Origin of the sequence: Synechococcus sp. UW106, assembly GCF_900474015.1 — a bacterium.
GTDB lineage: Bacteria > Cyanobacteriota > Cyanobacteriia > PCC-6307 > Cyanobiaceae > Parasynechococcus.
This window is the reverse complement of sequence record NZ_UCNV01000009.1, coordinates 430,358-453,414: the sequence shown is the minus strand read 5'-3', so window position 1 is coordinate 453,414 and position 23,057 is coordinate 430,358. Positions and strand designations below refer to the sequence as shown.

Sequence of the window (23,057 nt, the reverse complement as noted above, 5' to 3'; positions counted from 1 at the left end):
CGAAGAAGAAGTGATCTAAACGCTTAGGAACTGGTCGACGACCGCTTGGCTGAGTTCAGTCGTTGAACCACTGGCGACAATTCCGCCGCGTTGCATGGCGTAGTAGCGATCGGCCTGACGCACGAAATGGAGATGTTGCTCCACCAACAACACACCAATCCCGGTATCAGCAATAATCCGCCGAACAGCAGCTTCAATATCTTGAACAATATTGGGCTGAATGCCTTCAGTGGGCTCATCCAATAGCAGAAGTTTTGGCTTTCCTAGCAACGCTCGGGCAATGGCCAATTGTTGTTGCTGACCACCACTCAGATCCCCTCCCTTGCGCGGCAGAAACTCCTGGAGAATCGGAAACAGCTCATAGACAAATGGATCAATGTGGCGATGGCGCACCAAGCCACCCGGCAAAGCCTCCATCCCCAGAAGCAAGTTCTCTTCGACCGTGAGTTGCGGAATGATCTCGCGACCTTGAGGCACATAGCCAATCCCCGCCCGTGCTCGCTGATGGGGAGCCTGACGATCCAGTTCAGCGCCGTCGAAGGCCATCGTTCCGGAGCGAGGGCGCAACAAGCCGATCAGCGATTTCAGCAACGTGGTTTTTCCCACGCCATTGCGGCCGATCAAACACACCATCTCCCCCGACTTCACGCTGAGATCAACATCCCGAAGAATGTGACTTTCACCGTAAAAGGTGTTGAGGCCTTGGATCTCCAACAAATTCGTCATGGGTTCTCCTCCTCAGTGGTGCCGAGATAAACCTCAATCACCCGGGGATCTGCTTGCACCTGATCCATAGTGCCCTCACAGAGAACATGACCCTGGTGCAGCACCGTCACCGGACTTTCAAGCCGTCGAATGAATTCCATGTCGTGCTCAATCACCAACACGGTGTGATCCCCTGCCAACGACTTAAGTAGATCCGCCGTTAGGTCGGTCTCCTCATCCGTGAGCCCAGCCACCGGCTCATCCACCAGCAAGAGGTCGGGATCCTGCCCCACCAACATGGCGATCTCAAGCCACTGCTTCTGGCCATGGGACAACGACCCAGCAGCCCAATCGGCACGGTTTTGCAGGTTGACGATGCTCATCAACTGATGAACACGGTCTCGCTGATCCCCATTAAGGCCGCCCACCAGCAATGACCAGGGCTGCTTCGGCTGGCTCACTGCCAGGGCCAAGTTCTCCTGGACGGTGAGCTTCTCGAAAACGCGGGGGCTCTGAAATTTGCGACCGATGCCCAGGCGAGCAATGCGATGCTCCGCTCGCCCCACGAGGGAACGACCTTGAAACATCACATCGCCTTCCGTGGGAGCCGTTTTGCCCGTAATCACATCCAGGAATGTGGTTTTTCCGGCCCCGTTGGGGCCAATCACAGCCCGCAGCTCACCAGGCTGCAGGCTGAGGTTGAGATCTCGCAGCGCCAAAAACCCATCAAAACTGACAGTGATTTGGCGCAATTCCAATAAAGCCGTACTCATGACTGAACCTCCTCCTGACCTTCAAGATCGAGACGTGGATAGGTCTCACTCCGACGGGAGATACCGAATCGGTTGAGCCAATTGCGAGGACCATCTCCTCGGAACCAACCAACGACGCCTTCAGGCAAGGCCGTCACCACAAGGATGAACAACCCCCCTTGGATGAACAGCCAACTTTGGGGGAGAGCTTCGCTCACCAAACTCTTGGCGTAGTTGATGGCCACAGCGCCAAGGATGGCTCCCACGAGCGTGCCTCGACCACCGACCGCAACCCAGATCACCATCTCAATCGAGAAGGGAACAGTCATGTATTGCGGCGAAACGATGCCCGACTGAACGGTGTACAGCGCGCCTCCGATTCCAGCCAAACCACCAGCGATGGCAAAGACGATCGTCTTGAAAAGGGTTGGGTTGTAACCCGCAAAGCGCAGCCGGGGTTCGTCATCGCGAATAGCAATCAACACATCACCGAACCGACCCCGCACCACCCAACGCAAAAACAACCACGCCAGGATCACAACAATTGCGGTCAGCCAGAAAAAACTGCGCTGCATCTCTGCCGAACCCACCACCTGACCGAACAACTCCGTGACATCGGTCTTGAGACCATTGGTGCCGTTGATCAGCTTTTGCTGCCCATTGAAAAAATTGAAAAACACCAGGAGCGCGGCCTGGGTGAGGATCGAAAAGTAGACCCCTTTGATGCGGTTACGAAAGACGAGATTGCCCAGCACCGCTGCCAAAACAGCCGGAACCAACCAAATCCCCACCAAGGTGACGAGGGGTGAGTGGAACGGTTGCCAGAACGCGGGCAAACGATCAACCCCATAGAGACTGAAAAATTCAGGGATGCCATTGGGCAGGTCCGCTGAACTGTTCAGCTGCAAGTACATGGCTGCCACGTAACCGCCAAGCGCGAAAAAGATGCCCTGGCCTAGGCTGAGCAGACCGGTAAAGCCCCAGATCAAGTCAATACCCAGAGCAACGATCGCCAGGGAGAGGAAGCGACCCAACAAATTCAGCCGAAATACCGGCAGAACAGCAGGCGCAGCAACGATGGCCGCAACGATCACCACCCAAAGGATGATCAAGGGCCAACGGCGTTGTTGAAATTCTTGGAACATCAGATCAAGCCTCCACCATGCGGCCTTTTTGCGGAAAGAGTCCCGCAGGACGGAACTGCAAAAACACCACGATCAGGGCAAACACCATCACTTGAGCCATGCTCGTTGTGGCGAAGAAATTGACGACACCGGCCAGAGGAGCGGGCATGTCTGGCCAAATCGTGAGCAAACGTCCAGCACCGATCAGATCGGTCAGAACGCCAATGGCGAACGAAGCCAGCACGGTTCCCAGCAAATTGCCGACACCGCCCAGCACCACAACCATGAAGCAGCCCACGATGTAAGACCCGCCCACGTTGGGGCCCACCGAACCCAGTAGGGAAACAGCAACCCCAGCCACACCGGCTAAACCCGAGCCAATGCCAAACGTGAGCACATCAACGGTCTCCGTCGGGATGCCAAGGCAGTCACTCATCGAGCGGTTCTGAGTGACGGCACGGATGCGCATGCCCCACACACTTTTGTTGAGGAACCAAGTCACCCCAACCACCGCAACGATCGTGAGCACGATGATCACGAGACGGGGCACAGGGAATGTGATGTCCATGTAATCGATCCCACCGCGCATCCATTTGGGCGCCGTCACATCCACGTTGCGGGAGGTGGCTCGGGCGATGCGGCTGATTTGTGAGGCCAAGCCACCAGCCAACAACACACCTGCCAGGGCTGAAACAGCCCAGCTCCCAGCACGCACCAAGCGGGCTCGCGGCCCCGCCAAGAGAGACGACGGAAGCAGCAGAGGAAGACCAAAGCCCAGCACCAAAGCCAGAATCAGGCCGGCGGCGTGAGCCAGAGGGACACTCCGCACAAACTGCTGAAGAATCAAACTGACACCCCAGGTCGCCAAGAGTGTTTCCAACGGATTGCCGTAAAGACGGCGAATCACGGTGCGCTCCAACAAAATGCCGACAACACCACTGACGATGAACGCCAGGGGAATGGCAACGAGAACGTAGGCGTTGTAAACGGGCTGCAGGGCAGGCAGCTTGAAGACAAGCTGCACCACATAAGTGGTGTAGGCCCCGAGCATGATCAACTCGCCATGGGCGAGGTTGATGACACCCATCAAGCCAAAGACAATGGCCAGTCCAAGGGCAGCCATCAGCAGAACTGAGCCGATGGCGACGCCGTTGAACAGGGTTTCAAACAGCAGTTGCACAGACGTGTGAAACGAAGCGTTCAGTGAAACGACAAAAGGAGGGACCCGTTAACGGGCCCCTCCCTGAAGAGAAATCAGGCTGTGATCCGTGGATCAGAGCTTGTACTTCTCGCCTTTCGCAGCGTCGGTCCAGTCGCAAGCGAAGCCTTTGGAGCTGGGCTCGAACTGGTTCCAGGCCTGAGGAGCCACAGGACCGTCGGTGGATTCGAGGATCTCGAACTGGCCGTCAGCCGTGATCTGGCCGATGCGGACGGTCTGAGACAGGTGATGGTTAGGCATCACCGTCACAGGACCCTGAGGTGCATCAAATTCGATACCAATCAGAGCTTCACGCACCTTGTCGTCGTCGAAGCTGTTGGCTTTCTCGACGGCCTTCTTCCAGAGATAGACCATGTTGTAAGCCGACTCCTGAGGGTCAGCCACCTGACGGTCTTCGCCGTACTTGGCCTTGAAGTCAGCAGCGAACTTCTTGGATGCCGGGGTGTCGATCGACATCATGTAGTTCCAAGCGCCGTAGTGGCCCTCGAGGAACTCAGAACCAATGGTGCTGATTTCCTCTTCCGCGATGGAATAGCTCATCACGTAGTAGCCGTTCTCAGGGGTGATCCCGGCGTCTTGGATCTGCTTGAAGAAGGCAACATTCTGGTCGCCATTCAGGGTGTTGATGATCACACCGCCGTCAGGCAGAGCTGTTTTGATCTTGGCGATGATCGGGGCAACTTCGGTGTTACCCAGGGGCAGGTAGTCCTCACCGACCACTTCACCACCCAGAGACTTGAGCTGCTCTTTGGTGATGGTGTTGGAAGTACGGGGGAAGACGTAGTCCGAACCCACCAGGAAGAAGGGCTTGCCAGCGGCAGGCGACTTCTCATACATGAACGCGGTGGCAGGCTCTGACTGCTGGTTCGGTGTCGCACCGGTGTAGAAGATGTTGTTGGAACACTCCTGACCCTCGTACTGAATCGGGTAGTAGAGGAAAGCGTCCTTCGACTCGTACACAGGCAGCATCGCCTTGCGGCTAGCAGAGGTCCAGCCGCCGAAGACCACGGGCACCTGATCCTGATCGATCAGTTTCTTGGATTTCTCAGCAAAGGTGGGCCAATCGGAAGCACCGTCCTCGACGATGTACTCGATCTTGTACTTCTTGCCATCGACTTCAACGCCACCATCGGCGTTGATCTCATCGATCGCCATCTTCTCAGTGTCCACCAGGGTGGACTCCGAGATGGCCATGGTGCCGGTCAGCGAATGCAGGATGCCAACGGTGACGGTGTCATCAAAGTCGGTCGCGGGTGCAGAAGCTTTGTCGTCACCACCACAGGCGGTCACGGCGAGACCCAGCGATGCCGCGGCCATGCCAGCAAACAGACGCTTGGAAAGAGGGGTGCTCATGAAATGAAGGGGCACTTAAAAGCTTGGACGCGCGAAACGTCCTGAGATCCGACCATCGCCACTGGAGCGGATTCAAAATGTCACAACGGGAACACTTTTGACCCCAAAAGCTTGTGTTTTCATGATTTTGGTAGCTGTTGCAACAAGAAGCCCACCACATGGTCCAGACCCTCGCCGCTGTGGAGGTTGGTAAAGCACCACGGCTTGTCTCCGCGCATCCGCCGGGTGTCCTGTTCCATCACCGCAAGGTCGGCACCTACCTGCGGTGCCAGATCAATCTTGTTGATCACCAAAAGATCAGACCGCGTGATGCCAGGCCCTCCTTTACGGGGGATCTTGTCGCCAGCAGCAACATCGATCACATAGATGCAGAGATCCACCAACTCTGGGCTGAAGCTCGCCGCCAGGTTGTCGCCGCCACTCTCAACAAGAACAAGATCCAGGTCAGGAAATTGGGCTTCCAGCTCTGCCACAGCTGCTCTGTTGATCGAGCAGTCTTCGCGGATCGCTGTGTGAGGACAACCGCCTGTCTCCACCCCGCGGATCCGCTCTGGATCCAGGGCACCGGCACGGGTGAGGAACTGGGCATCCTCCTGGGTATAGATGTCATTGGTGACCACAGCGAGCTGCAGGTCGTCGCGCAAGCGGCGACAGAGCGCCTCCACCAGTGCGGTCTTGCCGGATCCCACAGGACCCGCCACCCCCAGGCGCAGTTTGCTGCTCATCAGCTTCGAAACAGGCGTGAATACAGCTCAGCATGGGCAAGCTGAGCCATGCCCGCACCCACACCGCTGCTCCAGAGCTGCTGCGGATCGGCAGCCTGAAGCAGCTGCGCTTGCGAGGCAATCATGGGTAGCAGCCGCTGTTGCAGCACCTGCGCTCGGGACGGACCCAACGGCAGCAGCCGCACCGACGCACTGAGCTGATTGGCAACCCAGCCATAGAGATATCCCTCCACCATCTCGCACGCTGGAACAGACAACCCCACGGCGGCCCAAGCCCAGGCCGCTGGCCAGCTCAGGGGCACGTGTTCGGGCAGGGCCTGTCCCATATCAGACATCAACTGCACCAGCGACATTCCCATCTGACGCTGTTGCGCTCGCAGCTCTGCTGCTTCACGGGTGGCCAACAGCCAACCGTCCAGATCGATCAGGCGCGCTTTGGCCGCGCCATCCGCCTGGGTTGACCACCCCACCAGCGCCTCTGCAAGGGGCCTCAAGGCAGCGGCCTCCAGTCGCACAGCACCCCGTTGCAATTCGGCCTCCAACCAAGCCTGAACAGCCTGCTCATCAGCAATGGAGCCAGCCTGAATCAGCACCTCGAGACCTTCCGAGTAGCTGAAGGCACCAACGGGCAACGCCGGGCTAACCAGTTGCAACAACGCCAGGGATGTCATCCGTGCTGATGCCCCCCATAGGCGCCACCCTCGGGAGCAAACGGCTGAAGGCAGCGACTGACCGTCAAACCACGCCCTTCCAGCATCGTGGCCAACACGGAATCCTCCGGGAGCAACAGCTCTTGCTCATGCAGCTCAAGAGCAACGTGGCGATTGCCCAGGTGATAAGCCGCCTGCAACAGCTCAAGGGGATGCGAACCCTGCACCCGCAGCAGCGCTTCCGGCGCTGCCGTCACCTCCACCACGGTCGAACCGGACTGATCCCCCAGCAGATCACCAGGCTGCAGGGATCCCATACGGGGCAACTGAAGAAGAACAAGGCGACCGCAGGAGGTGGTGCGGCGACCGCGCAATACCGTGCGCTCTTCAGCCGTTAACGGCAAGTGCAGGGTTGCCATGGCACTGCTGTTCTGCAGGCGCTGCTCCAACACCACCACTGCATCTGTCACCACCATCTCCTTTCCAATTCCACAGAGAAAGCCTGCCCAGACATCAGCAGCACTTTGGTGTGCGTTGCTACAGAGATGAAGGCGATGGCAGCGGAGCGTGAAGCCATGCAACGTCTCGATCCTTGGCACGGCCGCTGCGACCTGCAGTTTCGTGCAGCCAACGGCAGCACCCGACACCAGGGGGGCTGCACGGCTCCGTTCAAGTTGCTTCGCAGTGAACATGGAGATGACGGACGCTGCGAGCTGCCGGTCCTGCACACCGCCGGAGGCCTGGTGGGCGGCGACCAACTCAGCCTGGCCATCAACCTTGCAACCAACAGCCGCAGCCTGATCACGAGTGTGGCGGCGCAGAAGGTCTATGGATCCATCGGCCGCAGCCGCTTGCAGCCTGAGGGCTGCTCTGCACAACAGCACGTGTGCTGCTCGCTGGCCAGCGGCAGTGATCTCGAATGGCTACCGCAGGAATTGGTGCTGTACGCCGATGCCTTGTTCGAGCAGCACCTGACGGTGACCCTGCCAATGGATGCCTCCTTTGTCAGTGCAGAAATCGTGCGCCTGGGTCGAACCGCCGCTGGTGAAACCCTGCAGCAAGGGCGATGGCGGTCCAGCCTCACGATTCAGCGCATCACCTCAACCAGCTCGACATGGGAGTTGGCTGATCGCGTGGAACTGGGCAGAGCCAGCCTGGAGGGCCCCCATGGCCTAGCTGGTGCACCGGTTTTCGGAACACTGATCTGGGCCGCACCCATGGCCATGAGCGCCGAAACAACCGCAACACTGCTGGACGGAGCGCGGGCCGACCGTGAGGGACTGACGGGCACGATGCGCTGCGGGGCCCTCGGGCAAGGGCTGATCGCCCGCTATTCCGGCAACTCCAGCCGTGATGCCCGCTTCTGGTTCAGTCGGATCTGGGAGCGCACGCGAACGCTCCGGGGACTGACAAAGCCACGCATCCCCAGGGTCTGGCCCCTGCAGGAACAGCCTCTGCGCCGACAAACGTCCACCATGAACGCTTTGGAGACCGCAGCGGAGACACACTGAAGAAGACCGAGCTTCGCTATGCATCTCAGTCCCCAGGAAAAGGACAAACTCCTGATCGTGACCGCGGCACTGCTTGCGGAACGACGATTGAACCGCGGCCTGAAGCTCAACCACCCCGAATCGGTGGCTTGGCTCAGTTTTCTGGTGCTTGAAGGTGCCCGTGACGGCAAGAACGTGGCGGAGCTGATGCAGGAGGGCACCACCTGGCTGCGTCAGGACCAGGTGATGGACGGCGTGCCCGAGCTCGTGCACGAGGTGCAGATCGAAGCCGTCTTCCCCGATGGCACGAAGCTCGTCACCCTGCACGACCCAATTCGCTGAGGCAGAACCCATGGCCCCTCTCATTCCCGGCGAACTGCTTCCCGAACCGGGTGAACTTGAGCTGAATGCGGGACGACCCGTCACCACGGTGAGCGTCTCCAACAGTGGCGATCGACCGGTGCAAGTGGGCTCCCACTTCCATTTCGCCGAAGCCAACGCCGCCCTGCAGTTCGACCGGGCCGCAGCCCGCGGTCATCGTCTCGACATCCCCGCCGGCACCGCCATCCGCTTTGAACCCGGCGACAGTCGCGACGTGAACCTCATTCCCTTTGCCGGTGCCCGACGTGTCATCGGCTTCAACGGCCAGATCAACGGATCCCTCGACGCCTGACCCATGCCCTACCGCATCTCCCGCCAGGCCTACGCCGAGACCTACGGACCCACCACTGGCGACCGGGTTCGCCTTGCGGACACCGAGCTGATCCTTGAAGTCGAGAAGGATTTCACCGTGTACGGCGACGAGGTGAAATTCGGCGGCGGCAAGGTGATTCGCGATGGCATGGGCCAGTCCCAGACACCTCGAGCCGCGGGTGCCGTCGACACCGTCATCACCAATGCTCTGATTCTCGATTGGTGGGGCATCGTCAAAGCCGATGTCGGACTGAAAGACGGCCGGATCGTGGGCATCGGCAAAGCCGGCAACCCCGACACCCAGGAAGGGGTCACGATCGTGGTGGGCCCCGGCACCGAGGCGATCGCTGGAGAAGGTCACATCCTCACGGCCGGTGGCATCGACACCCACATCCACTTCATCTGCCCCCAGCAGATCGAAACTGCTCTGGCCAGTGGCGTCACCACCCTGATGGGCGGCGGCACCGGACCAGCCACCGGCACCAACGCCACCACCTGCACCCCTGGGGCGTTTCACATCGGGCGAATGCTCCAGGCCGCCGAAGGCTTGCCGGTGAACCTGGGCTTCTTTGGCAAGGGCAACGCCAGCACCCCTGAAGCCCTGGAGGAACAGGTGCGCGCCGGTGCCTGCGGCCTGAAGCTGCATGAAGACTGGGGCACCACGCCGGCCACCATTGATGCCTGTCTGTCGGTGGCCGACCGGATGGATGTGCAGGTGTGCATCCACACCGACACCCTGAACGAAGCCGGCTTCGTCGAAGACACGATCGCCGCCATCAAGGGACGCACGATCCACACCTTCCACACCGAGGGTGCCGGCGGCGGCCATGCCCCAGACATCATCAAGATCTGCGGCGAAGCGAATGTGCTGCCGAGCAGCACGAATCCCACCCGGCCCTACACCCGCAACACGCTCGAGGAACACCTCGACATGCTGATGGTGTGCCACCACCTCGACCCCAAAATCCCCGAGGACGTGGCTTTTGCCGAATCGCGGATTCGCCGCGAAACGATCGCCGCCGAAGACATCCTTCACGACCTGGGCGCCTTCTCGATCATCGCCAGTGACTCCCAGGCCATGGGGCGCGTGGGCGAAGTGATCACCCGCACCTTCCAGACGGCCCACAAGATGAAGGTGCAGCGTGGTGCGCTCCCGGAAGACTCCAACCGCAACGACAACCATCGGCTGAAGCGCTACATCGCCAAGGTGACAATCAACCCCGCTCTTGCCCATGGCATCAGCAGCGAGGTGGGCTCGATCGAAACCGGCAAGCTCGCCGATCTCGTGCTGTGGAAGCCGGGCTTCTTCGGCATTCGCCCTGAACTGGTGATCAAGGGCGGTTCAATCGTGTGGGCCCAGATGGGCGATGCCAACGCCTCCATTCCCACCCCCGGGCCCGTGCACGGCAGGCCCATGTTCGGCGCCTTCGGCAAAGCCTTGGCTCCCAGCTGCCTCACCTTCGTGAGCACAGCCGCCATGGATGCTGATATCCAAAGTCAGCTGGGTCTGGAGCGCACCTGCATGGCGGTGAAGGACACCCGCAGCGTGGGCAAAAGCGCTCTCAAACTCAATTCGGCCCTGCCGAAGGTGAGCGTGGACCCGCAGACCTATGAGGTGTTCGCCGACGGTGAACTGCTCACCTGCGAGCCCGCCGAAGTGCTGCCCCTCGCCCAGCGCTATCTGCTGCTTTGAGCACCACCCTGCTGGTGATCCAGCACGTTGACCACGAAGGGCCCGAACTGGTGGGACAACTGGCACGGGAACGGGGAATGACTCTCCGGACCCTGCGGCCCGACCGAGGCGACCGCCTGCCGAACGCAAGTGAATGCCCGAACAGCATCGCGCTGGTGCTGGGAGGACCAATGGGAGTGAACGAGCATCATCAACCGGACCTGCACTGGCTACAAGCCGAGCTGAACTGGTTGACGGCCTGGCACCAGCAGCGTCGACCGGTGCTGGGCATCTGCCTGGGGGCGCAGCTCTTGGCTGTCGCTGCTGGCGGATCCGTGCAACCCCTGCAGGTTGGGGCACCACCACAGCAGCTCAAGGAACTGGGACTGGGCGCAATCCACTGGGTTGCTGATCCGACCCATGAGGCCTTACTGCAGGGACAACCGAGCGGGACCTTGGTCCTGCATTGGCATGGCGATCGCATCCACCTGCCGGCCGATGCAACCCTGCTTGGTTCCTCGCTGCACTGTGCGGAACAGGTCTTTCGAATCGGCGATCACGCCATTGGCCTGCAATGTCACCTCGAGATCAACAGAGACGCACTGCAACGCTGGATCGCCAACGACCACACTTACGTGATGAGCGCCCTTGGGCCTGAAGGGCCCGAACGCCTGATGCGGGAGTGGTACTGGCTTGGAGACAAGCTGCAGGAGCAAGGTCGACACTTTTTCAATATTGCGCTCGATCAGCTACAAGAGCGCTGCAAGACCAGGTGATTTACATCAACAAGGCCAACAAATTTCTACGGATAAAAATAAACAAAACCAAAAACTTTTCTGAACAAGTATCGAACCGAACGTCACCACCACGACTGAAAACGCTTCAATTGTTTTGTAGCAACAGCTACCGATCGTTCACTTCGCATCACGCGAAGCGCAGTTCGCCTCAGGCCATGGAACGGGGACCTGAGCTTGCTTCGAGGACCTTCCAATGACCACTCTTCTCTATCGCGGGCATCACTACCAGCAAAACAACACTGCTGAAGGCAAACCTGGTGTGCAGCTGGTCTACCGCCGCAACGTGTATCAATCCCGTCAGATCAACAGCCAACGGTCTCCAGTGCAGCTCGTATACCGCGGTGTGGGCTACACGCGCTAGGCCAACTTTTCAATCCGTAGCAAGAGGAACATTCTGTTCGCTTGGATTAGGGCGTAATGGATCCAGCTTCAGCAACGACGTTGGATCTCATCACTTCCCGCCTGGACCAAGGCCTTGTGCAGGTGAATCCTTCCAGTGTGCACGGGGTGTTCTGGCTGCAAACCCACTTCCCAGCCAGTGAATGGGATGCCTTGCTTTCTGGCCAGGCTGCTTTTGGAATGGATTGCATCGACGACCTCGTCAATGATGCGCGTCAAGCTGGTTTGAATGTGGAATGGGAAGCCACAGTCCCCAATTGAGCCATTCAGATTTTTCAAAAAGCCCTCGGCACTCAGTGTTGAAGGGCTTTTTTAATGGCACAAACGAACGAGCATTGTTAAGCCACCAACCGATTGAGCATGGGCAACTCTGAGAGTTCATCCCTCCATTCCTGGGCCCAAAGTGCCTGGCTGCGCTCGTAAACCTCCATCAACTGCTCCACCGCACTCTCATGGAAATCAACGCGTAGGTCCAACAGCGGAAAGGCAGCTTCACCACTCACCTGCACCGCTGCTGAGGTGCAGAAATCGGAGCGGTGATCACCTCCAGCTGCTTCACCCGCCTGAAGGGCAGCCATCAAGCGGCGGCCAAGTTTCAAGCTGGGATCGCTGGTGAGATACGCCTGCTCCATCGCCTCCACAACACCCTCGTCCACCAAACAATTGCCGGCGACGGACAGGTCACGACGATGGCGGTGCCCAGCCCAAGCGCCGCAATCCTGCCCCGTCCAACAGGCCGTTCGACCATCCAGATCGATCAGATGAAACTGACGCCGATCACGATGCTGATCATCCGCCAGAAGGCTGGCCAAAACACTCTCCGCATCCGCACTCTGCTCCAAGCGTTCAAGGCCACAGATCCCCAGATAGGGATTGGTGTGGGCCTGGGTCGCCACAGCTCCAACTCCGGCGCGGATGTGGGGCACGGTGGATCCAACGGCCAGATGACAGGTGGCAACAGCCACGCCAAAGCGGCCGTTGTTGGGATCACGGGCCAGGATCGAAAAGGTCACGGCAGCTGACTGTCGAGCCGTAGCAGTGTTTCCAGCAGCACAGCGGTGCCTGCCCAGCACTGTTCATCGCTGGTGAACTCCGCAGCTGAATGACTCAAACCGCCCCGACTGGGAACAAAAATCATGCCCATCGGCCAACGACGACCAACCTCCTGCGCATCGTGGCTGGCTCGGCTGGGGAGATGGCTGTGAGACAAGCCGAGATCGGCCGAGGCCTCAGCAATGGTGGCCATCACCAAAGCATCAGCAGGGGTGGGATCAACACTGAACTGTGGGTCCACCGCGATCGGACAGCCCGTTTCAGCACCAATGCTTTCGACCTGCTGCATCAACTCCTTCACTAACTGATCAAGAACAGTCGGGTCAACATCTCTCAGGTCGACCGTCAGGGCGACAGCGCCGGGGACGACATTGGCGGCATTGGGCCAAACCTCAAGTCGACCCACGGTCGCCACAGGATCTCCTGGATGGCTGGATGCCATGGCCTCGACGGCAAGAACAATGCGCGACGCCGCCACGAGGGCGTCCTGTCGCAGACCCATCGGTGTGGTGCCGGCGTGATTGGCCTGTCCCTGCACATTGATGCTGAACCGACGCTGACCAACAACACCCTCCACAACACCAATGGCATCCCCACGTTGCTCGAGAACGCCGCCCTGTTCAACGTGCAACTCAAGAAAAGCGGCATAGGCCTCATCGGAGCGTCGGGCCGACGCCAGCGAAGGCCAATGCCCCCCGATTCGCGCCAGATTCTCTTGAATTGTCTGGCCGTTACTGGTGACATAACTCTCCGGGTTATCGGAAGCCGTCCCCGCCAAGCCTTTGCAACCCACCATGGTCGACTCCTCGTCGGCAAAGGCGATCAACTCAATGCCGTGCCGCAGCCGCATGCCCTGGTCCTGAAGAGCGCGGCAGGCTTCCAGACCTGCAAGAACACCCAGGGCACCATCAAAGCGCCCACCGGTGGGAACGGTGTCGAGATGCGACCCGGTGACCAAAGCAGGACGGCAGGGATCGAGGCCTTCAAGATGCCCGATCAAATTGCCAGCGGCATCGACACGCACCTGCATGCCCAACTGCTTCATCCAACTGGCCAGCAACTCGCGGCCCTGAACGTCTTCAACCGAAAACCCGCGACGACAAACGCTCCCATCCGGCTTGGCGCCAATGCTGGCCAGCTGCTCAATCGTTCCAGCCAAACGACCACGGTTTGGACCCGCCGCAACTTTGCTTGGCTCAATCTCAATTGCAGGGCTGATCTGAGAAGTCGAGATGAGCGATGGCAATGCCGTGACCTGCGTTTCAAAGGGAGAACAATCTTCACCCGAAAAAACACAGAAACCTGTAGCTAGAGCAACGATTTAATCCCGATCAAAGAATTCAAACGGGCATCAGCACCCGCCACCCCAGGCGATCGGCCTCCCGACGGGCCAGGGCTGGAACGTCTTCTGCCACAAACATCCGGTGCAGCATTTGCACACCCAGCAGATGATTGATCACGGCATCCATCTGCACACGCTCCGCATCGGTGGTAGCAGGGTCCGCATGACGCGCAAACAAGGCGCTAACGCCGTCTTTGCTCAACAAACCGGCAGCATCGATCGCCTCATCACTGAGGTAGTCATCGGCGAGTTGCTTCATCTGCTCCCACTTCTCGCGCTCCGTATGAGCTGGCGGCGCCATGAAGGCAAACTTCTCGCGCCGATACAACACCTCGGGCAACAATCCCGCCATGGCTTCCCGCAACACGTATTTCTCGGTTTTTCCCTTAATCCGCAGTTCGGGTGGCACTTGCACGGCAACAGCGGCCAGATGGTGATCCAGGAAGGCCGGTCGCGCCTCCATGGAATTGGCCATGTCGACCCGATCACCACCCCAGGTCAAGATCTGGCCCTCCAACATGGTCTTGATCCAAACGTACTGAGCCTTATCCAGGGCATGGCGCCCTTCCAGTTGATCGGCATCCAATTGCTCAGCAATCGCTTTACCCGGGGAGTAATCCTGCAGAGCTGCAGCATGAGACTCCGCCAAAAGCTCCGGCACCAAGGGCGCACAGGCAAGCCACGGCTGCAGGCAACTGGGGGTGAAGCCAACCACCGCATCGAGGTCGGGATCGTCCACCTGGTTTTCAGCCAGCATCGCTCCCTGCACCAGGGCATTGGACTGCTGAAGCAAGATTTCCCAGCTGGCGCGCTCCTCCTGAGGCAGATCATCGAGACCGTGGAGGAACATGTCGCGACGAAAGGCGGGATAGCCGCCGAACAGCTCGTCTGAGCCTTCACCGGTCATCACGACCTTGTAGTCAACGTTGTTGACATGGCGACTCATCAAGAACTTCGCCACCGCCAAGGTGTTGTAGATCGTTCGCTCGGCATGCCAGATGGTGCGCTCCATATGGCCATAGAGCTCCTGGCCGGAGAGACGCATCAGATCCTGCTCAGCCCCCGTGGCCTCGGCCATCTCCCGAGCAATCGGCGACTCGTCGTAACGGGCATCATCAAATCCGATCGTGAATGCCTTCACCGGTGCCTGGCTGACGGCTGACGCCAAACCGAGGATCGAACAACTATCGATGCCGCCAGAGAGGTAACAGCCCACAGGCACGTCGGCCACCATGCGCAGCTCGACCGCCTCCAGCAAGGACGCACGGACAGCAGCGATATGGTCGGCCTCCGTGAGGCGACGATCGCGCTGGTCCTGACGCGGAAAGTCGACATCCCAGTAGGTCGACTCCGACACCTCCAGCTGCCCATTCGCACGTTGCACCTTGAGCACATGGCCGGGCTTCACCTGCTGCACCCCTGCAAACGCAGTGGTGCCAGGAACCATGGTCTGCATCAACTGATGGAACAGACCCTCCGAGGTGAAACGTCGCTCCACCGCCGGATGCGCGAACAGCACCTTCAATTCGGAACCGAATACCAGACCCTCAGGCGTCATCACCCAGTACTGCGGTTTGATGCCGAAGCGATCCCTCACCAGGTAAAGGCAATCCTCCGCACGATCAAACAACGCAAAGGCAAATTCCCCGCGCAATAGAGGCAAGGTCGCCTCCAAGCCCTGGCGCTGATAAAGCCGGAGCAGGATCTCGGAATCGCTCTTGCTGCTGAAGCGCACCCCCTGGGCAGTGAGGTCCGCTCTGATGCGTTGAAAGTCGTAAAACTCACCGTTGTGCGCCATCAGCACCTCACCGTCATCGGTGAGAAAGGGCTGACGGCCCCGTGACTCGTTCAGATCGATGATCGAGAGGCGGGCATGGCAGAAACCAACACCAGCCTGATCAAGCACCTCCACGCCAAAGCCATCGGGCCCACGATGGGCCTGGATCGCTGCCATGTTGACCAGCAGCTGGCGGTCCACCGTCTGACGACGGTCTGCGTTGAAAACACCTCCGATTCCGCACATAACGCTCGCTCAGACGACATCCATGACGCGTTCGGCCCGGTTCACCATGCAGGTGAGCAGTGCCATCCGCAGGAACACAGCTCCCCTGGCCTGGCTGAAATACCAGTTGTGGGGTGTGTCATCAAGGCAGGTGCTCAGTTCCGCTCCCCGCGCCAAGGGGTGGAGCACGATCGCTTCAGGCTTGAACGGCATGTCGCGGGTGAGGCGAAATCCTCCCCCGTGCACTTCATAGGTATCGCCAACCCAGGCGATGGCGTTGATGTAAATGACATCCAGATCGGGCACTTCAGCCTGTAGATCGGTGCTGCAGCGCACCTTCATGCCGCAAGCCTCGAGCTCCTCCAACTGCCCTGGGTCAAACAACTGCAGATCCGACTCCAGCCCGGGAGCATGAATCACCACCACCTCATCCACGGTCTGCGGGAATTTGGCCAGGATCCTCAGCAGTGAGCGAACCGTTCGCATCCGCGATGGAATCCCAACGATTCCGATGCGAATCCGATCAGCCGCAGCCACCTCAACTTCAGCGAGCTTGGGCCGCCACTTGAAGATGGTGTACAGATCCGCCATTGCCTGAGTCGGATGTTCATCAATGCCATTGCCCGCATTAATGATCGGGATTCGCAGAGTTGACGTCATCGCATAAACAGCGCCGGGATCGCTGTCCCGAAGCACCACGCAATCGCCGTAGTTGTTGAACATGTGGGCGACATCTTCAAGGGACTCGCCCTTCGCAATCCCGGTGGTAGCTCTGTCGGTGATGTTGATCGAGCTGCCACCAAGGCGATGCCAGGCACTGTCAAAAGAGAGACGGGTGCGCGTGCTCGGCTCATAAAACGCGTTAATCAGAATCTTGCCGGTCAGCGGCGTGTTGTGGCGGCAATACCGATCGGGATTGCTCTCGAATTTCGCCGCCAGCCGAAACACCTGCAACAAGGCCTCGGGTCGAAACGGTTGGATCGACACCACATGCTGATTCACCAGATCCAGCAACGGCTCTCCGTCCTCGGCAATCGCGGCCAGCAGCTCCTGGGGTTGGTTCTGGCCATAGACATCGGGACCCATCGGCTGAAACCGAATCTGTACCGACGACGCTTCAACTACTGCTGAATTTGCCTGTGCCATAGCTAAATCGGATCAACACTCTGTTTGCCAAACCGAGTGCTAAGGCCAAGAACTACATCTTTTACCGGTAACAACAACGACACCCCTTCGTCCACGAAGAAACAGCTTCTTAAGCAAAGATCCGGAAAAAATGTTCAGCTGGTTACTAACACCTGCAGCCGTCACCACACACGACCGTTCCGCCACTCAACCCACCAAATCAGTAGCAACACGAGCACAGACAGCACCAAGGCAAGCTGACTGGCCACCAGCAGAAACTGAAAGCCGGAGAGTCCAACGAGGTTGGCCATCAAAAGAAGACTTTGGATCATCCCTCCTCCTGCAACAAAGTGAAGTCGAACCGTTCCGGCCACGTGCGACTGCCGATCAGCATCACGACTGCTGACACGGCCGCCGAAAACACAGCAGCGCAGTAAGGCGCAATCAGCACATAAGCGAGCAGACCAACAACGCTGCCAGCGAGCATGGCCGCAATGGCAGCCGTGCGGTTGGCCGTGCGCCAGTACAGACCGCACGCCACAGGCCAGACCGTGGAAGCCACCAGGGCACCGGTGAAGAACAACACCGACGCCAAAGAATCCAGCCGCGGCCAGGACAGCGCCAGGGTGACGACCGCCAACCCCACCACCATCAGCCGCGCAGCCTGCTTGAGCTGCACGTCACTGGCCTGGGGTCGCAATAACCGGAAGTACACATCCTCCGCCAGAAGATCGGCAGTGGACGCCAGCAGCGAATCCAGGGTGGAGGTCAGCGAGGCAAACACCACCACGAACACCAGAGCAGCGCCGCCGGCTCCGAGCAGATCAGCTGCCATCACTGGGAACACCATGTTCACCTGCTCGAGAGGCAACTCACGCGCCAATGCCACCAGGCCGATGGAGCCCGTCACCATCGGCACGCTCATCCAGGCGACCCCCCCCAACACAAAGGAAGTCATCACCACCGAGCGACGGCTAGCGAAGACCCGAGACCACCAGATGTTGTTGTGAAACACCTCGCCCATCGAGAAGAGGGCGGAATTCCACGCAATCAACAAACCGGCAGGCAACAGCAGATCGAGCCGATCGGGATGCCGGGCAAGCAACGAGGCATGCACCTCGGGCATCGGGAATTGCCGGAAAGCGAGCACCGCCACCACCGCCAGCAGCACCATGATCAAGAGCGACTGGATGAAATCGGTGCCGATCACGGCCCGCATCCCCCCGAACAGGGTGTAAATCGTTGCGACACCAATGACCACAAGCATCCCCACGTGGTAATTGAAGCCTGAAAGGGCCTGCAGCAGCAGTCCGGCACCCATCGCCTGGGTCATCAGAAAACCCAGGGTGTAAATCGCGGTGATCACCATGAACACCCACCACGCCAGGCGCCCGTAACGCAACCGAATGAAATCGCCGCTGGTGCGCCCGTTGGGCATCAGCTGCTTGATCCGCGAAGCCAGGGGGGCAAACAGGATCAGTCCAAGCCCTGCCAGGGCATAGCTGAACATGCCCCATAACCCGGTCTTGTAGCCGAATTCAGGGGCAAGCAACGTGGTGTTGCCGGTGACCCAGGAAGCCATCAACGTGGCGGTGCTCAGGGCCAGCCCGATGTTGCGCCCCGCCAGCATGTAGTCATCGGCATTGCCTTGACCGCGCCGACCCCAGGCAATCCCTAGGGCAACCCAGAGAACAGAGAACAACACCACCAGCGCCCAAGCAATCCCTGGCTGGAGGAAGGGAACCGAGTCAGCGGACATCCGTCGACCCCCTGCGGTTCCAATAAAGATGTCCGCGCAGAATCATCACCACCGTCGCCGCAGTAACAACGGCACCGAGGGCAAAGATCAGTCGGGCCCAGAGCAATTCATCCAAAGCAAAGACCCTTTGAACTCCAGAAACAGATAAGCAAAAGAGTCTTCCCCGCCTGGCCCTTCGCACTCGATTCAGGTGCCTTCGGATACCCAAACATCAAGCGATCAGCGCCCTATCGCCTGAAATTGCGGAATGTGTAGCAACCACCACCCGAGGGGAAGTGGGGCGACGCATTGGATAGATATTGCTTACGCGACCAGGATGTTCACCGACTACAAACCCACGGTCGGGTTCGACGAATATTTCTGCAGTGAAACGGCGAGGCCGCGCGAAGATCTAGCCACGCTGCTCGCATCGCTGGGGCAGATGGGGTTGCCCGAACTGAACCGCAGCCATGCCTCTGCCAGCCAGCTGCTGCGTCGCCTCGGCGCCACCTTCCGCCTGAACGATTCCGGCCTCAAAGGCAGTGAACGGATTCTTCCTTTCGATCCCTTGCCCCGACTGATCGGACGCAGCGACTGGATCACCCTGGAGCGCGGACTGCTGCAACGCCTAGAAGCCATCGACTGCTTCCTCGCCGACATCTATGGCCCCCAACAGATCCTCAACGACGGTGTGATCCCGCGGGAAGACGTTGAAAGTTCATCCGGCTGGCGCCCTCAGATGCAGGGCATCACCTTGCCCCTCAACCGCTGGTGCCACATCTCCGGGCTCGACCTGATCCGGGACGGCAACGGCACCTGGCGTGTGCTGGAGGACAACCTGCGCTGTCCATCGGGTGTGGCCTATTTCCTTGAAAACCGTCGGGTGATGAAACGGTTGTTCCCTGGCCTGTTCGAAGGCCGTGCCGTTCAACCCATCGACGACTATCCCTCCCATCTGCTGCGCACCCTTCAGGACCTGGCGACCTGGAGTGACGCCCCTCGCGTGGCGATCCTCACTCCCGGTGTGTACAACAGCGCCTATTTCGAGCACAGCTATCTAGCCCAGCAGATGGGCATTCCCCTGGTGGAAGGCCGCGATCTGGTGTGCGACAACGGCCGGGTCTGGATGCGCAGCACCAACGGCCTCAAGCCGGTGGATGTGATCTACCGCCGCATCGACGACGATTTTCTTGATCCCACCGTCTTCCGACACGACTCAATGCTGGGGGTGCCGGGCCTGATCGACGTGCTGCGGCAAGGACGGGTCGCCATCGCCAATGCCCCCGGCACAGGCGTCGCCGACGACAAGCTGATCTACGCCCACGTGCCGGCGATGATCCGCTACTACCTCGATGAGGAGCCGATCATCGAGAACGTTCCCACCTATCTCTGTGCCCGCCCAAAAGACCGCCGCTACGTGCTCGAACACCTTGAACAGCTGGTGGTGAAATCGGTGGCGGAAGCCGGGGGCTACGGAATGCTGATCGGCCCCCAGGCCAGCCGCTCTGAGCTGGCTGACTTCGACTCGAAGATCCGTGCGAATCCCCGCAACTTCATCGCGCAACCCACCCTGCAGCTCTCCACAGTGCCTTCCCTCAGTGACGGTGAGCTGTACCCCTGCCACGTCGATCTACGCCCCTATGTGCTGCGCGGCTCGAGCGACTGGGTGAGCCCAGGGGGGCTGACACGGGTGGCCCTCAAGCGGGGCTCACTCGTGGTGAATTCATCCCAAGGGGGCGGCTGCAAGGACACCTGGATCGTCGAAGAACAACGGATCGCAGCAACACAACGAGTGGAGGCTGTGCCGTGTTGAGTCGCGTTGCCGATTCGCTCTACTGGATCAACCGTTATCTGGAACGCGCCGAAAACATCTCACGTTTTCTGGAAGTCAGTGAAGCGATGGCGCTGGACTGTCCTCCAGGGAGCGCAGAGCCATGGTTGCCGTTGGTGGAGGTGACGGGGGATCGGAACCGCTTCGATACGGCCTATCCCGATGCCACTCCCAAACAAGTGGTGCGCTTCCTACTGCTGGACCGCAGCAATCCCAACAGCATCGTGAGCTGCATTGCGATGGCTCGGGAAAATGCGAGGCAGATCAGGGATGTGATCACCACGGAAATGTGGGAGCAGATCAATGATCTGCACTGGAGTCTGCAAGACGACGAAGACATCTGGCGAGAACCCGTGCAGGAACAACTGCGGATCATCCGCCGCGGTTGCCAGCTCGTTTACGGGATTACCGACACCACCTTGAGCCGCGATCTGAGCTGGCTGTTCAGCCAGCTGGGACGTCTGATCGAACGCGCTGACAAAACCTCCCGCATCCTCGACGTCAAATACTTCCTGCTGCTGCCATCTCCCGAGGAAGTCGGCGGGGTGCTGGATGAATTGCAATGGATCACCCTGCTGCGCACAGCGGGGGCTTATCAGATGTACCGCCAGAGCGTCCAACAAGCGATCAGCCCCGCATCGGTGGCCCGCTTTTTGCTGCTAGGCCCCACCTTTCCTCGGTCGGTGCGGTACTGCCTCCAGGGCATCAGCGACACCTTGCAACAGATCCAGAAGCACCCGAGCCAAGACACGCCGGATGACCTCGACTGTTTGCGCGGGCAGCTCCTGGCCCGCTGGAGCTACGTGCGGATCGACAACCTGATCGAATCCGGCCTGCATCAAGCCATTGACCAGCTTCAGCAAGACCTCAATCAACTCCACATCCTGATCCAAACCCGCTATTTCACAAGCGCCGACCTCCGTACCACCCCAGCCGATCCAGCATGCGCGCTCTCATCGTTCACCGCCTGACCTATCGGTATGACGCCCCGGTTTTCTTAGGGGAGCATCGCCTCTGTCTGAGACCGCGGGGGCAGGGGTTCCAGACCTTGCTGGACCATCACCTCAGCGTGCTGCCTGAACCTGAGCAACGTCGGGAACTGGTGGCCGCCAGCGGCGACGAAATCCAACGGCTCCGCTTTCTTGGCAGCACCGAGCAACTCGTCTTTGAGGCCCGCAGCCTGGTGGAAACCCGACCGGCTCCACCGCTGCAGAGCTGCTTCAACGGACTCGAACCACCACTGCCCTACCCGAGGGGCCAACTCAACAGCGATCTGCAGGGCGCCTTAGAAGGCTGGTTGCCCAATGGACAGCACGAACCCGCAGCCATCGACCTCACCCAGGAAGCGCTGATGGGCAGCAACCAACAGACCCTGGCCTTTCTGAAGCAACTCATTGAACTGATTCAAGAGCGGGTGAAATACACCCAACGCCATGTAGGGCCGGCCTGGCCAGCGGGCCGAACCCTGCGCGAGCGAATCGGCTCTTGCCGAGATCTGGCCATGCTGATGGTGGCCTGCTGCCGCGTGGTGGGTCTTCCGGCCCGATTTGTGAGCGGATATCAACTGCAGCAACCTCCCCCGAAGGAGTACGACCTCCATGCCTGGGCGGAGGTCTACCTACCTGGAGCGGGCTGGAGAGGCTTTGACCCCAGTGCCGGCACGGAGGTCAATGAGCGATATGTGGTGCTCGCCACCTCCTCCAAGCCGGAACTCACCGCGGCCGTGAGCGGCAGCTTCAGCGGCCCCCCAGGAACAGCGAGTGAGCTGAATTGGCAGATTCAGATCAACGATGAAGCCACCGGAACGGAGAACTCACATCACAACCTCGTTCAGGCCGCCTGAAGCAGAGGTTCCACCCCATGCAACTGGGGCTTCCGAGCAGAGCTATGGGTTGCAGCCATCAAGGCCGGGATCTCGGCGCTGTTGTAGACGCGAAATTCCCGCACAAGAGAGACGCCTTCCTCACGGACCGCCTGGTTCAGAACGACGGAGCCATCGGGATCGGAAATCGAACGGTGGAAGGTGCCGGGAGGAATGCGAAGGATGTCACCACCACTCTCCAGCCGAACGATGTGAAACGGCTGCTCCCAAGCCAGATTCACCAAAAAGAAGGTTCTCCCGCCGCTAGCCGCCAGCAAATTGTCTTCCTGATGGGGATGCAAATAAAACTGCCAGGCTCCGCTCTCAGGGTCGTTGGGTGGCGACACCGCCGGACCGCTATGTATCACCAGGTCACGCGCGTTCGAGGTGTCCACAGTCACGTCGAAGAAACGAACCGATGGAGTGTCGCGAAAGCGCTCGTAGGCCAGCAGTTCGAACATCTCGATGGATCCTTGAAGATCCTTCAGCTGACCTGTTGTACCGGGAGCCTCACTCAAAAACGGTG

26 protein-coding genes are annotated in these 23,057 nt (G+C 59.6%); 10 read left to right on the top strand and 16 right to left on the bottom strand.

Annotation, left to right across the window (positions count from 1 at the left end):
• Nucleotides 1–15: 15 nt before the first annotated feature.
• The 8 genes from urtE to ureE all read right to left on the bottom strand — a co-directional run bounded on the left by urtE (nucleotide 16) and on the right by ureE (nucleotide 6,998).
• Complete coding sequence (gene urtE, locus DXY30_RS09930; protein ID WP_115024636.1) at nucleotides 16–726, bottom strand: urea ABC transporter ATP-binding subunit UrtE; 711 nt, start codon at nucleotides 724–726, stop codon at nucleotides 16–18.
• The gene (gene urtD, locus DXY30_RS09925; RefSeq protein WP_115094771.1) at nucleotides 723–1,478 is read right to left on the bottom strand and encodes an urea ABC transporter ATP-binding protein UrtD; all 756 of its coding nucleotides are present in this window, start codon (nucleotides 1,476–1,478) and stop codon (nucleotides 723–725) included. The genes urtE and urtD overlap by 4 nt, the downstream gene beginning before the upstream one ends.
• Nucleotides 1,475–2,602, bottom strand: a complete 1,128-nt coding sequence (gene urtC / locus DXY30_RS09920; protein WP_115094770.1) for an urea ABC transporter permease subunit UrtC — start codon at nucleotides 2,600–2,602, stop codon at nucleotides 1,475–1,477. Before urtC ends, urtD begins: the two co-directional genes overlap by 4 nt.
• 4 nt (nucleotides 2,603–2,606) lie before the next feature.
• Nucleotides 2,607–3,761: a branched-chain amino acid ABC transporter permease gene (locus DXY30_RS09915; protein ID WP_115094769.1), complete on the bottom strand. Its 1,155-nt coding sequence runs from the start codon at nucleotides 3,759–3,761 to the stop codon at nucleotides 2,607–2,609.
• A gap of 93 nt (nucleotides 3,762–3,854) precedes the next feature.
• Entirely contained in the window at nucleotides 3,855–5,153 is a 1,299-nt protein-coding gene (gene urtA / locus DXY30_RS09910; RefSeq protein ID WP_115094768.1) for an urea ABC transporter substrate-binding protein, read from the bottom strand.
• A gap of 119 nt (nucleotides 5,154–5,272) precedes the next feature.
• The gene (gene ureG, locus DXY30_RS09905; protein ID WP_115094767.1) at nucleotides 5,273–5,878 is read right to left on the bottom strand and encodes an urease accessory protein UreG; all 606 of its coding nucleotides are present in this window, start codon (nucleotides 5,876–5,878) and stop codon (nucleotides 5,273–5,275) included.
• A complete protein-coding gene (locus tag DXY30_RS09900; protein ID WP_115094766.1) occupies nucleotides 5,878–6,549 on the bottom strand; it encodes an urease accessory protein UreF in 672 nt (223 codons plus the stop codon). Before DXY30_RS09900 ends, ureG begins: the two co-directional genes overlap by 1 nt.
• A complete protein-coding gene (gene ureE, locus DXY30_RS09895; protein WP_371411082.1) occupies nucleotides 6,546–6,998 on the bottom strand; it encodes an urease accessory protein UreE in 453 nt (150 codons plus the stop codon). Before ureE ends, DXY30_RS09900 begins: the two co-directional genes overlap by 4 nt.
• Nucleotides 6,999–7,103: 105 nt before the next feature.
• Between ureE and DXY30_RS09890 the strand changes: the two genes are divergently transcribed.
• From DXY30_RS09890 to DXY30_RS09860, 7 genes are all read left to right on the top strand, one after another.
• The gene (locus DXY30_RS09890) at nucleotides 7,104–8,039 is read left to right on the top strand and encodes an urease accessory protein UreD (RefSeq protein WP_115094985.1); all 936 of its coding nucleotides are present in this window, start codon (nucleotides 7,104–7,106) and stop codon (nucleotides 8,037–8,039) included.
• A gap of 18 nt (nucleotides 8,040–8,057) precedes the next feature.
• The gene (locus tag DXY30_RS09885; protein WP_115024644.1) at nucleotides 8,058–8,360 is read left to right on the top strand and encodes an urease subunit gamma; all 303 of its coding nucleotides are present in this window, start codon (nucleotides 8,058–8,060) and stop codon (nucleotides 8,358–8,360) included.
• Nucleotides 8,361–8,370: 10 nt separating this feature from the next.
• Entirely contained in the window at nucleotides 8,371–8,691 is a 321-nt protein-coding gene (locus tag DXY30_RS09880) for an urease subunit beta (protein WP_115094764.1), read from the top strand.
• A 3-nt stretch (nucleotides 8,692–8,694) separates the two neighbouring features.
• The gene (gene ureC / locus DXY30_RS09875; RefSeq protein ID WP_115094763.1) at nucleotides 8,695–10,404 is read left to right on the top strand and encodes an urease subunit alpha; all 1,710 of its coding nucleotides are present in this window, start codon (nucleotides 8,695–8,697) and stop codon (nucleotides 10,402–10,404) included.
• On the top strand, nucleotides 10,401–11,159 hold the full coding sequence (locus DXY30_RS09870) for a type 1 glutamine amidotransferase (RefSeq protein ID WP_115094762.1): 759 nt from the start codon (nucleotides 10,401–10,403) through the stop codon (nucleotides 11,157–11,159). The genes ureC and DXY30_RS09870 overlap by 4 nt, the downstream gene beginning before the upstream one ends.
• A gap of 214 nt (nucleotides 11,160–11,373) precedes the next feature.
• Complete coding sequence (locus DXY30_RS09865) at nucleotides 11,374–11,541, top strand: DUF4278 domain-containing protein (protein ID WP_115094761.1); 168 nt, start codon at nucleotides 11,374–11,376, stop codon at nucleotides 11,539–11,541.
• A gap of 80 nt (nucleotides 11,542–11,621) precedes the next feature.
• Nucleotides 11,622–11,840: a hypothetical protein gene (locus DXY30_RS09860; protein ID WP_115094984.1), complete on the top strand. Its 219-nt coding sequence runs from the start codon at nucleotides 11,622–11,624 to the stop codon at nucleotides 11,838–11,840.
• Between the two features lie 77 nt (nucleotides 11,841–11,917).
• Here DXY30_RS09860 and DXY30_RS09855 read toward each other — a convergent pair whose 3' ends face one another.
• From DXY30_RS09855 to DXY30_RS14585, 7 genes are all read right to left on the bottom strand, one after another.
• Nucleotides 11,918–12,592 carry a DUF1028 domain-containing protein gene (locus tag DXY30_RS09855; RefSeq protein ID WP_115094760.1) on the bottom strand — a complete coding sequence of 225 codons (675 nt, stop codon included), beginning with the start codon at nucleotides 12,590–12,592 and terminating at the stop codon, nucleotides 11,918–11,920.
• Nucleotides 12,589–13,791, bottom strand: coding sequence for a Zn-dependent hydrolase (locus tag DXY30_RS09850; RefSeq protein ID WP_371638801.1), 1,203 nt, complete (start codon nucleotides 13,789–13,791; stop codon nucleotides 12,589–12,591). The genes DXY30_RS09855 and DXY30_RS09850 overlap by 4 nt, the downstream gene beginning before the upstream one ends.
• Nucleotides 13,792–13,972: 181 nt before the next feature.
• On the bottom strand, nucleotides 13,973–15,997 hold the full coding sequence (gene asnB, locus DXY30_RS09845; RefSeq protein ID WP_115094758.1) for an asparagine synthase (glutamine-hydrolyzing): 2,025 nt from the start codon (nucleotides 15,995–15,997) through the stop codon (nucleotides 13,973–13,975).
• Nucleotides 15,998–16,006: 9 nt separating this feature from the next.
• Nucleotides 16,007–17,122 (bottom strand): aspartate carbamoyltransferase, encoded by a 1,116-nt coding sequence (locus DXY30_RS09840; protein WP_115094757.1) that lies wholly within the window; start codon nucleotides 17,120–17,122, stop codon nucleotides 16,007–16,009.
• Nucleotides 17,123–17,283: 161 nt separating this feature from the next.
• The gene (locus DXY30_RS14590; protein ID WP_256359552.1) at nucleotides 17,284–17,412 is read right to left on the bottom strand and encodes a hypothetical protein; all 129 of its coding nucleotides are present in this window, start codon (nucleotides 17,410–17,412) and stop codon (nucleotides 17,284–17,286) included.
• A 17-nt stretch (nucleotides 17,413–17,429) separates the two neighbouring features.
• Nucleotides 17,430–18,860, bottom strand: coding sequence for a sodium:solute symporter family protein (locus tag DXY30_RS09835; protein WP_115094756.1), 1,431 nt, complete (start codon nucleotides 18,858–18,860; stop codon nucleotides 17,430–17,432).
• A complete protein-coding gene (locus DXY30_RS14585; RefSeq protein ID WP_006850406.1) occupies nucleotides 18,850–18,975 on the bottom strand; it encodes a hypothetical protein in 126 nt (41 codons plus the stop codon). The genes DXY30_RS09835 and DXY30_RS14585 overlap by 11 nt, the downstream gene beginning before the upstream one ends.
• Before the next feature lie 201 nt (nucleotides 18,976–19,176).
• On the opposite strand from DXY30_RS14585, the gene DXY30_RS09830 reads away from it, so the two are divergent.
• From DXY30_RS09830 to DXY30_RS09820, 3 genes are read left to right on the top strand one after another with little or no spacing between them, the layout of a single operon-like run.
• The gene (locus DXY30_RS09830) at nucleotides 19,177–20,652 is read left to right on the top strand and encodes a circularly permuted type 2 ATP-grasp protein (RefSeq protein ID WP_115094755.1); all 1,476 of its coding nucleotides are present in this window, start codon (nucleotides 19,177–19,179) and stop codon (nucleotides 20,650–20,652) included.
• Complete coding sequence (locus tag DXY30_RS09825) at nucleotides 20,646–21,641, top strand: alpha-E domain-containing protein (protein ID WP_115094754.1); 996 nt, start codon at nucleotides 20,646–20,648, stop codon at nucleotides 21,639–21,641. Before DXY30_RS09830 ends, DXY30_RS09825 begins: the two co-directional genes overlap by 7 nt.
• Nucleotides 21,614–22,513 (top strand): transglutaminase family protein, encoded by a 900-nt coding sequence (locus DXY30_RS09820; protein WP_115094753.1) that lies wholly within the window; start codon nucleotides 21,614–21,616, stop codon nucleotides 22,511–22,513. Before DXY30_RS09825 ends, DXY30_RS09820 begins: the two co-directional genes overlap by 28 nt.
• Here DXY30_RS09820 and DXY30_RS09815 read toward each other — a convergent pair.
• Complete coding sequence (locus tag DXY30_RS09815) at nucleotides 22,501–22,992, bottom strand: redox protein (protein WP_115094983.1); 492 nt, start codon at nucleotides 22,990–22,992, stop codon at nucleotides 22,501–22,503. The two genes, DXY30_RS09820 and DXY30_RS09815, sit on opposite strands and share 13 nt — an antisense overlap.
• Between the last annotated feature and the right edge of the window lie 65 nt (nucleotides 22,993–23,057).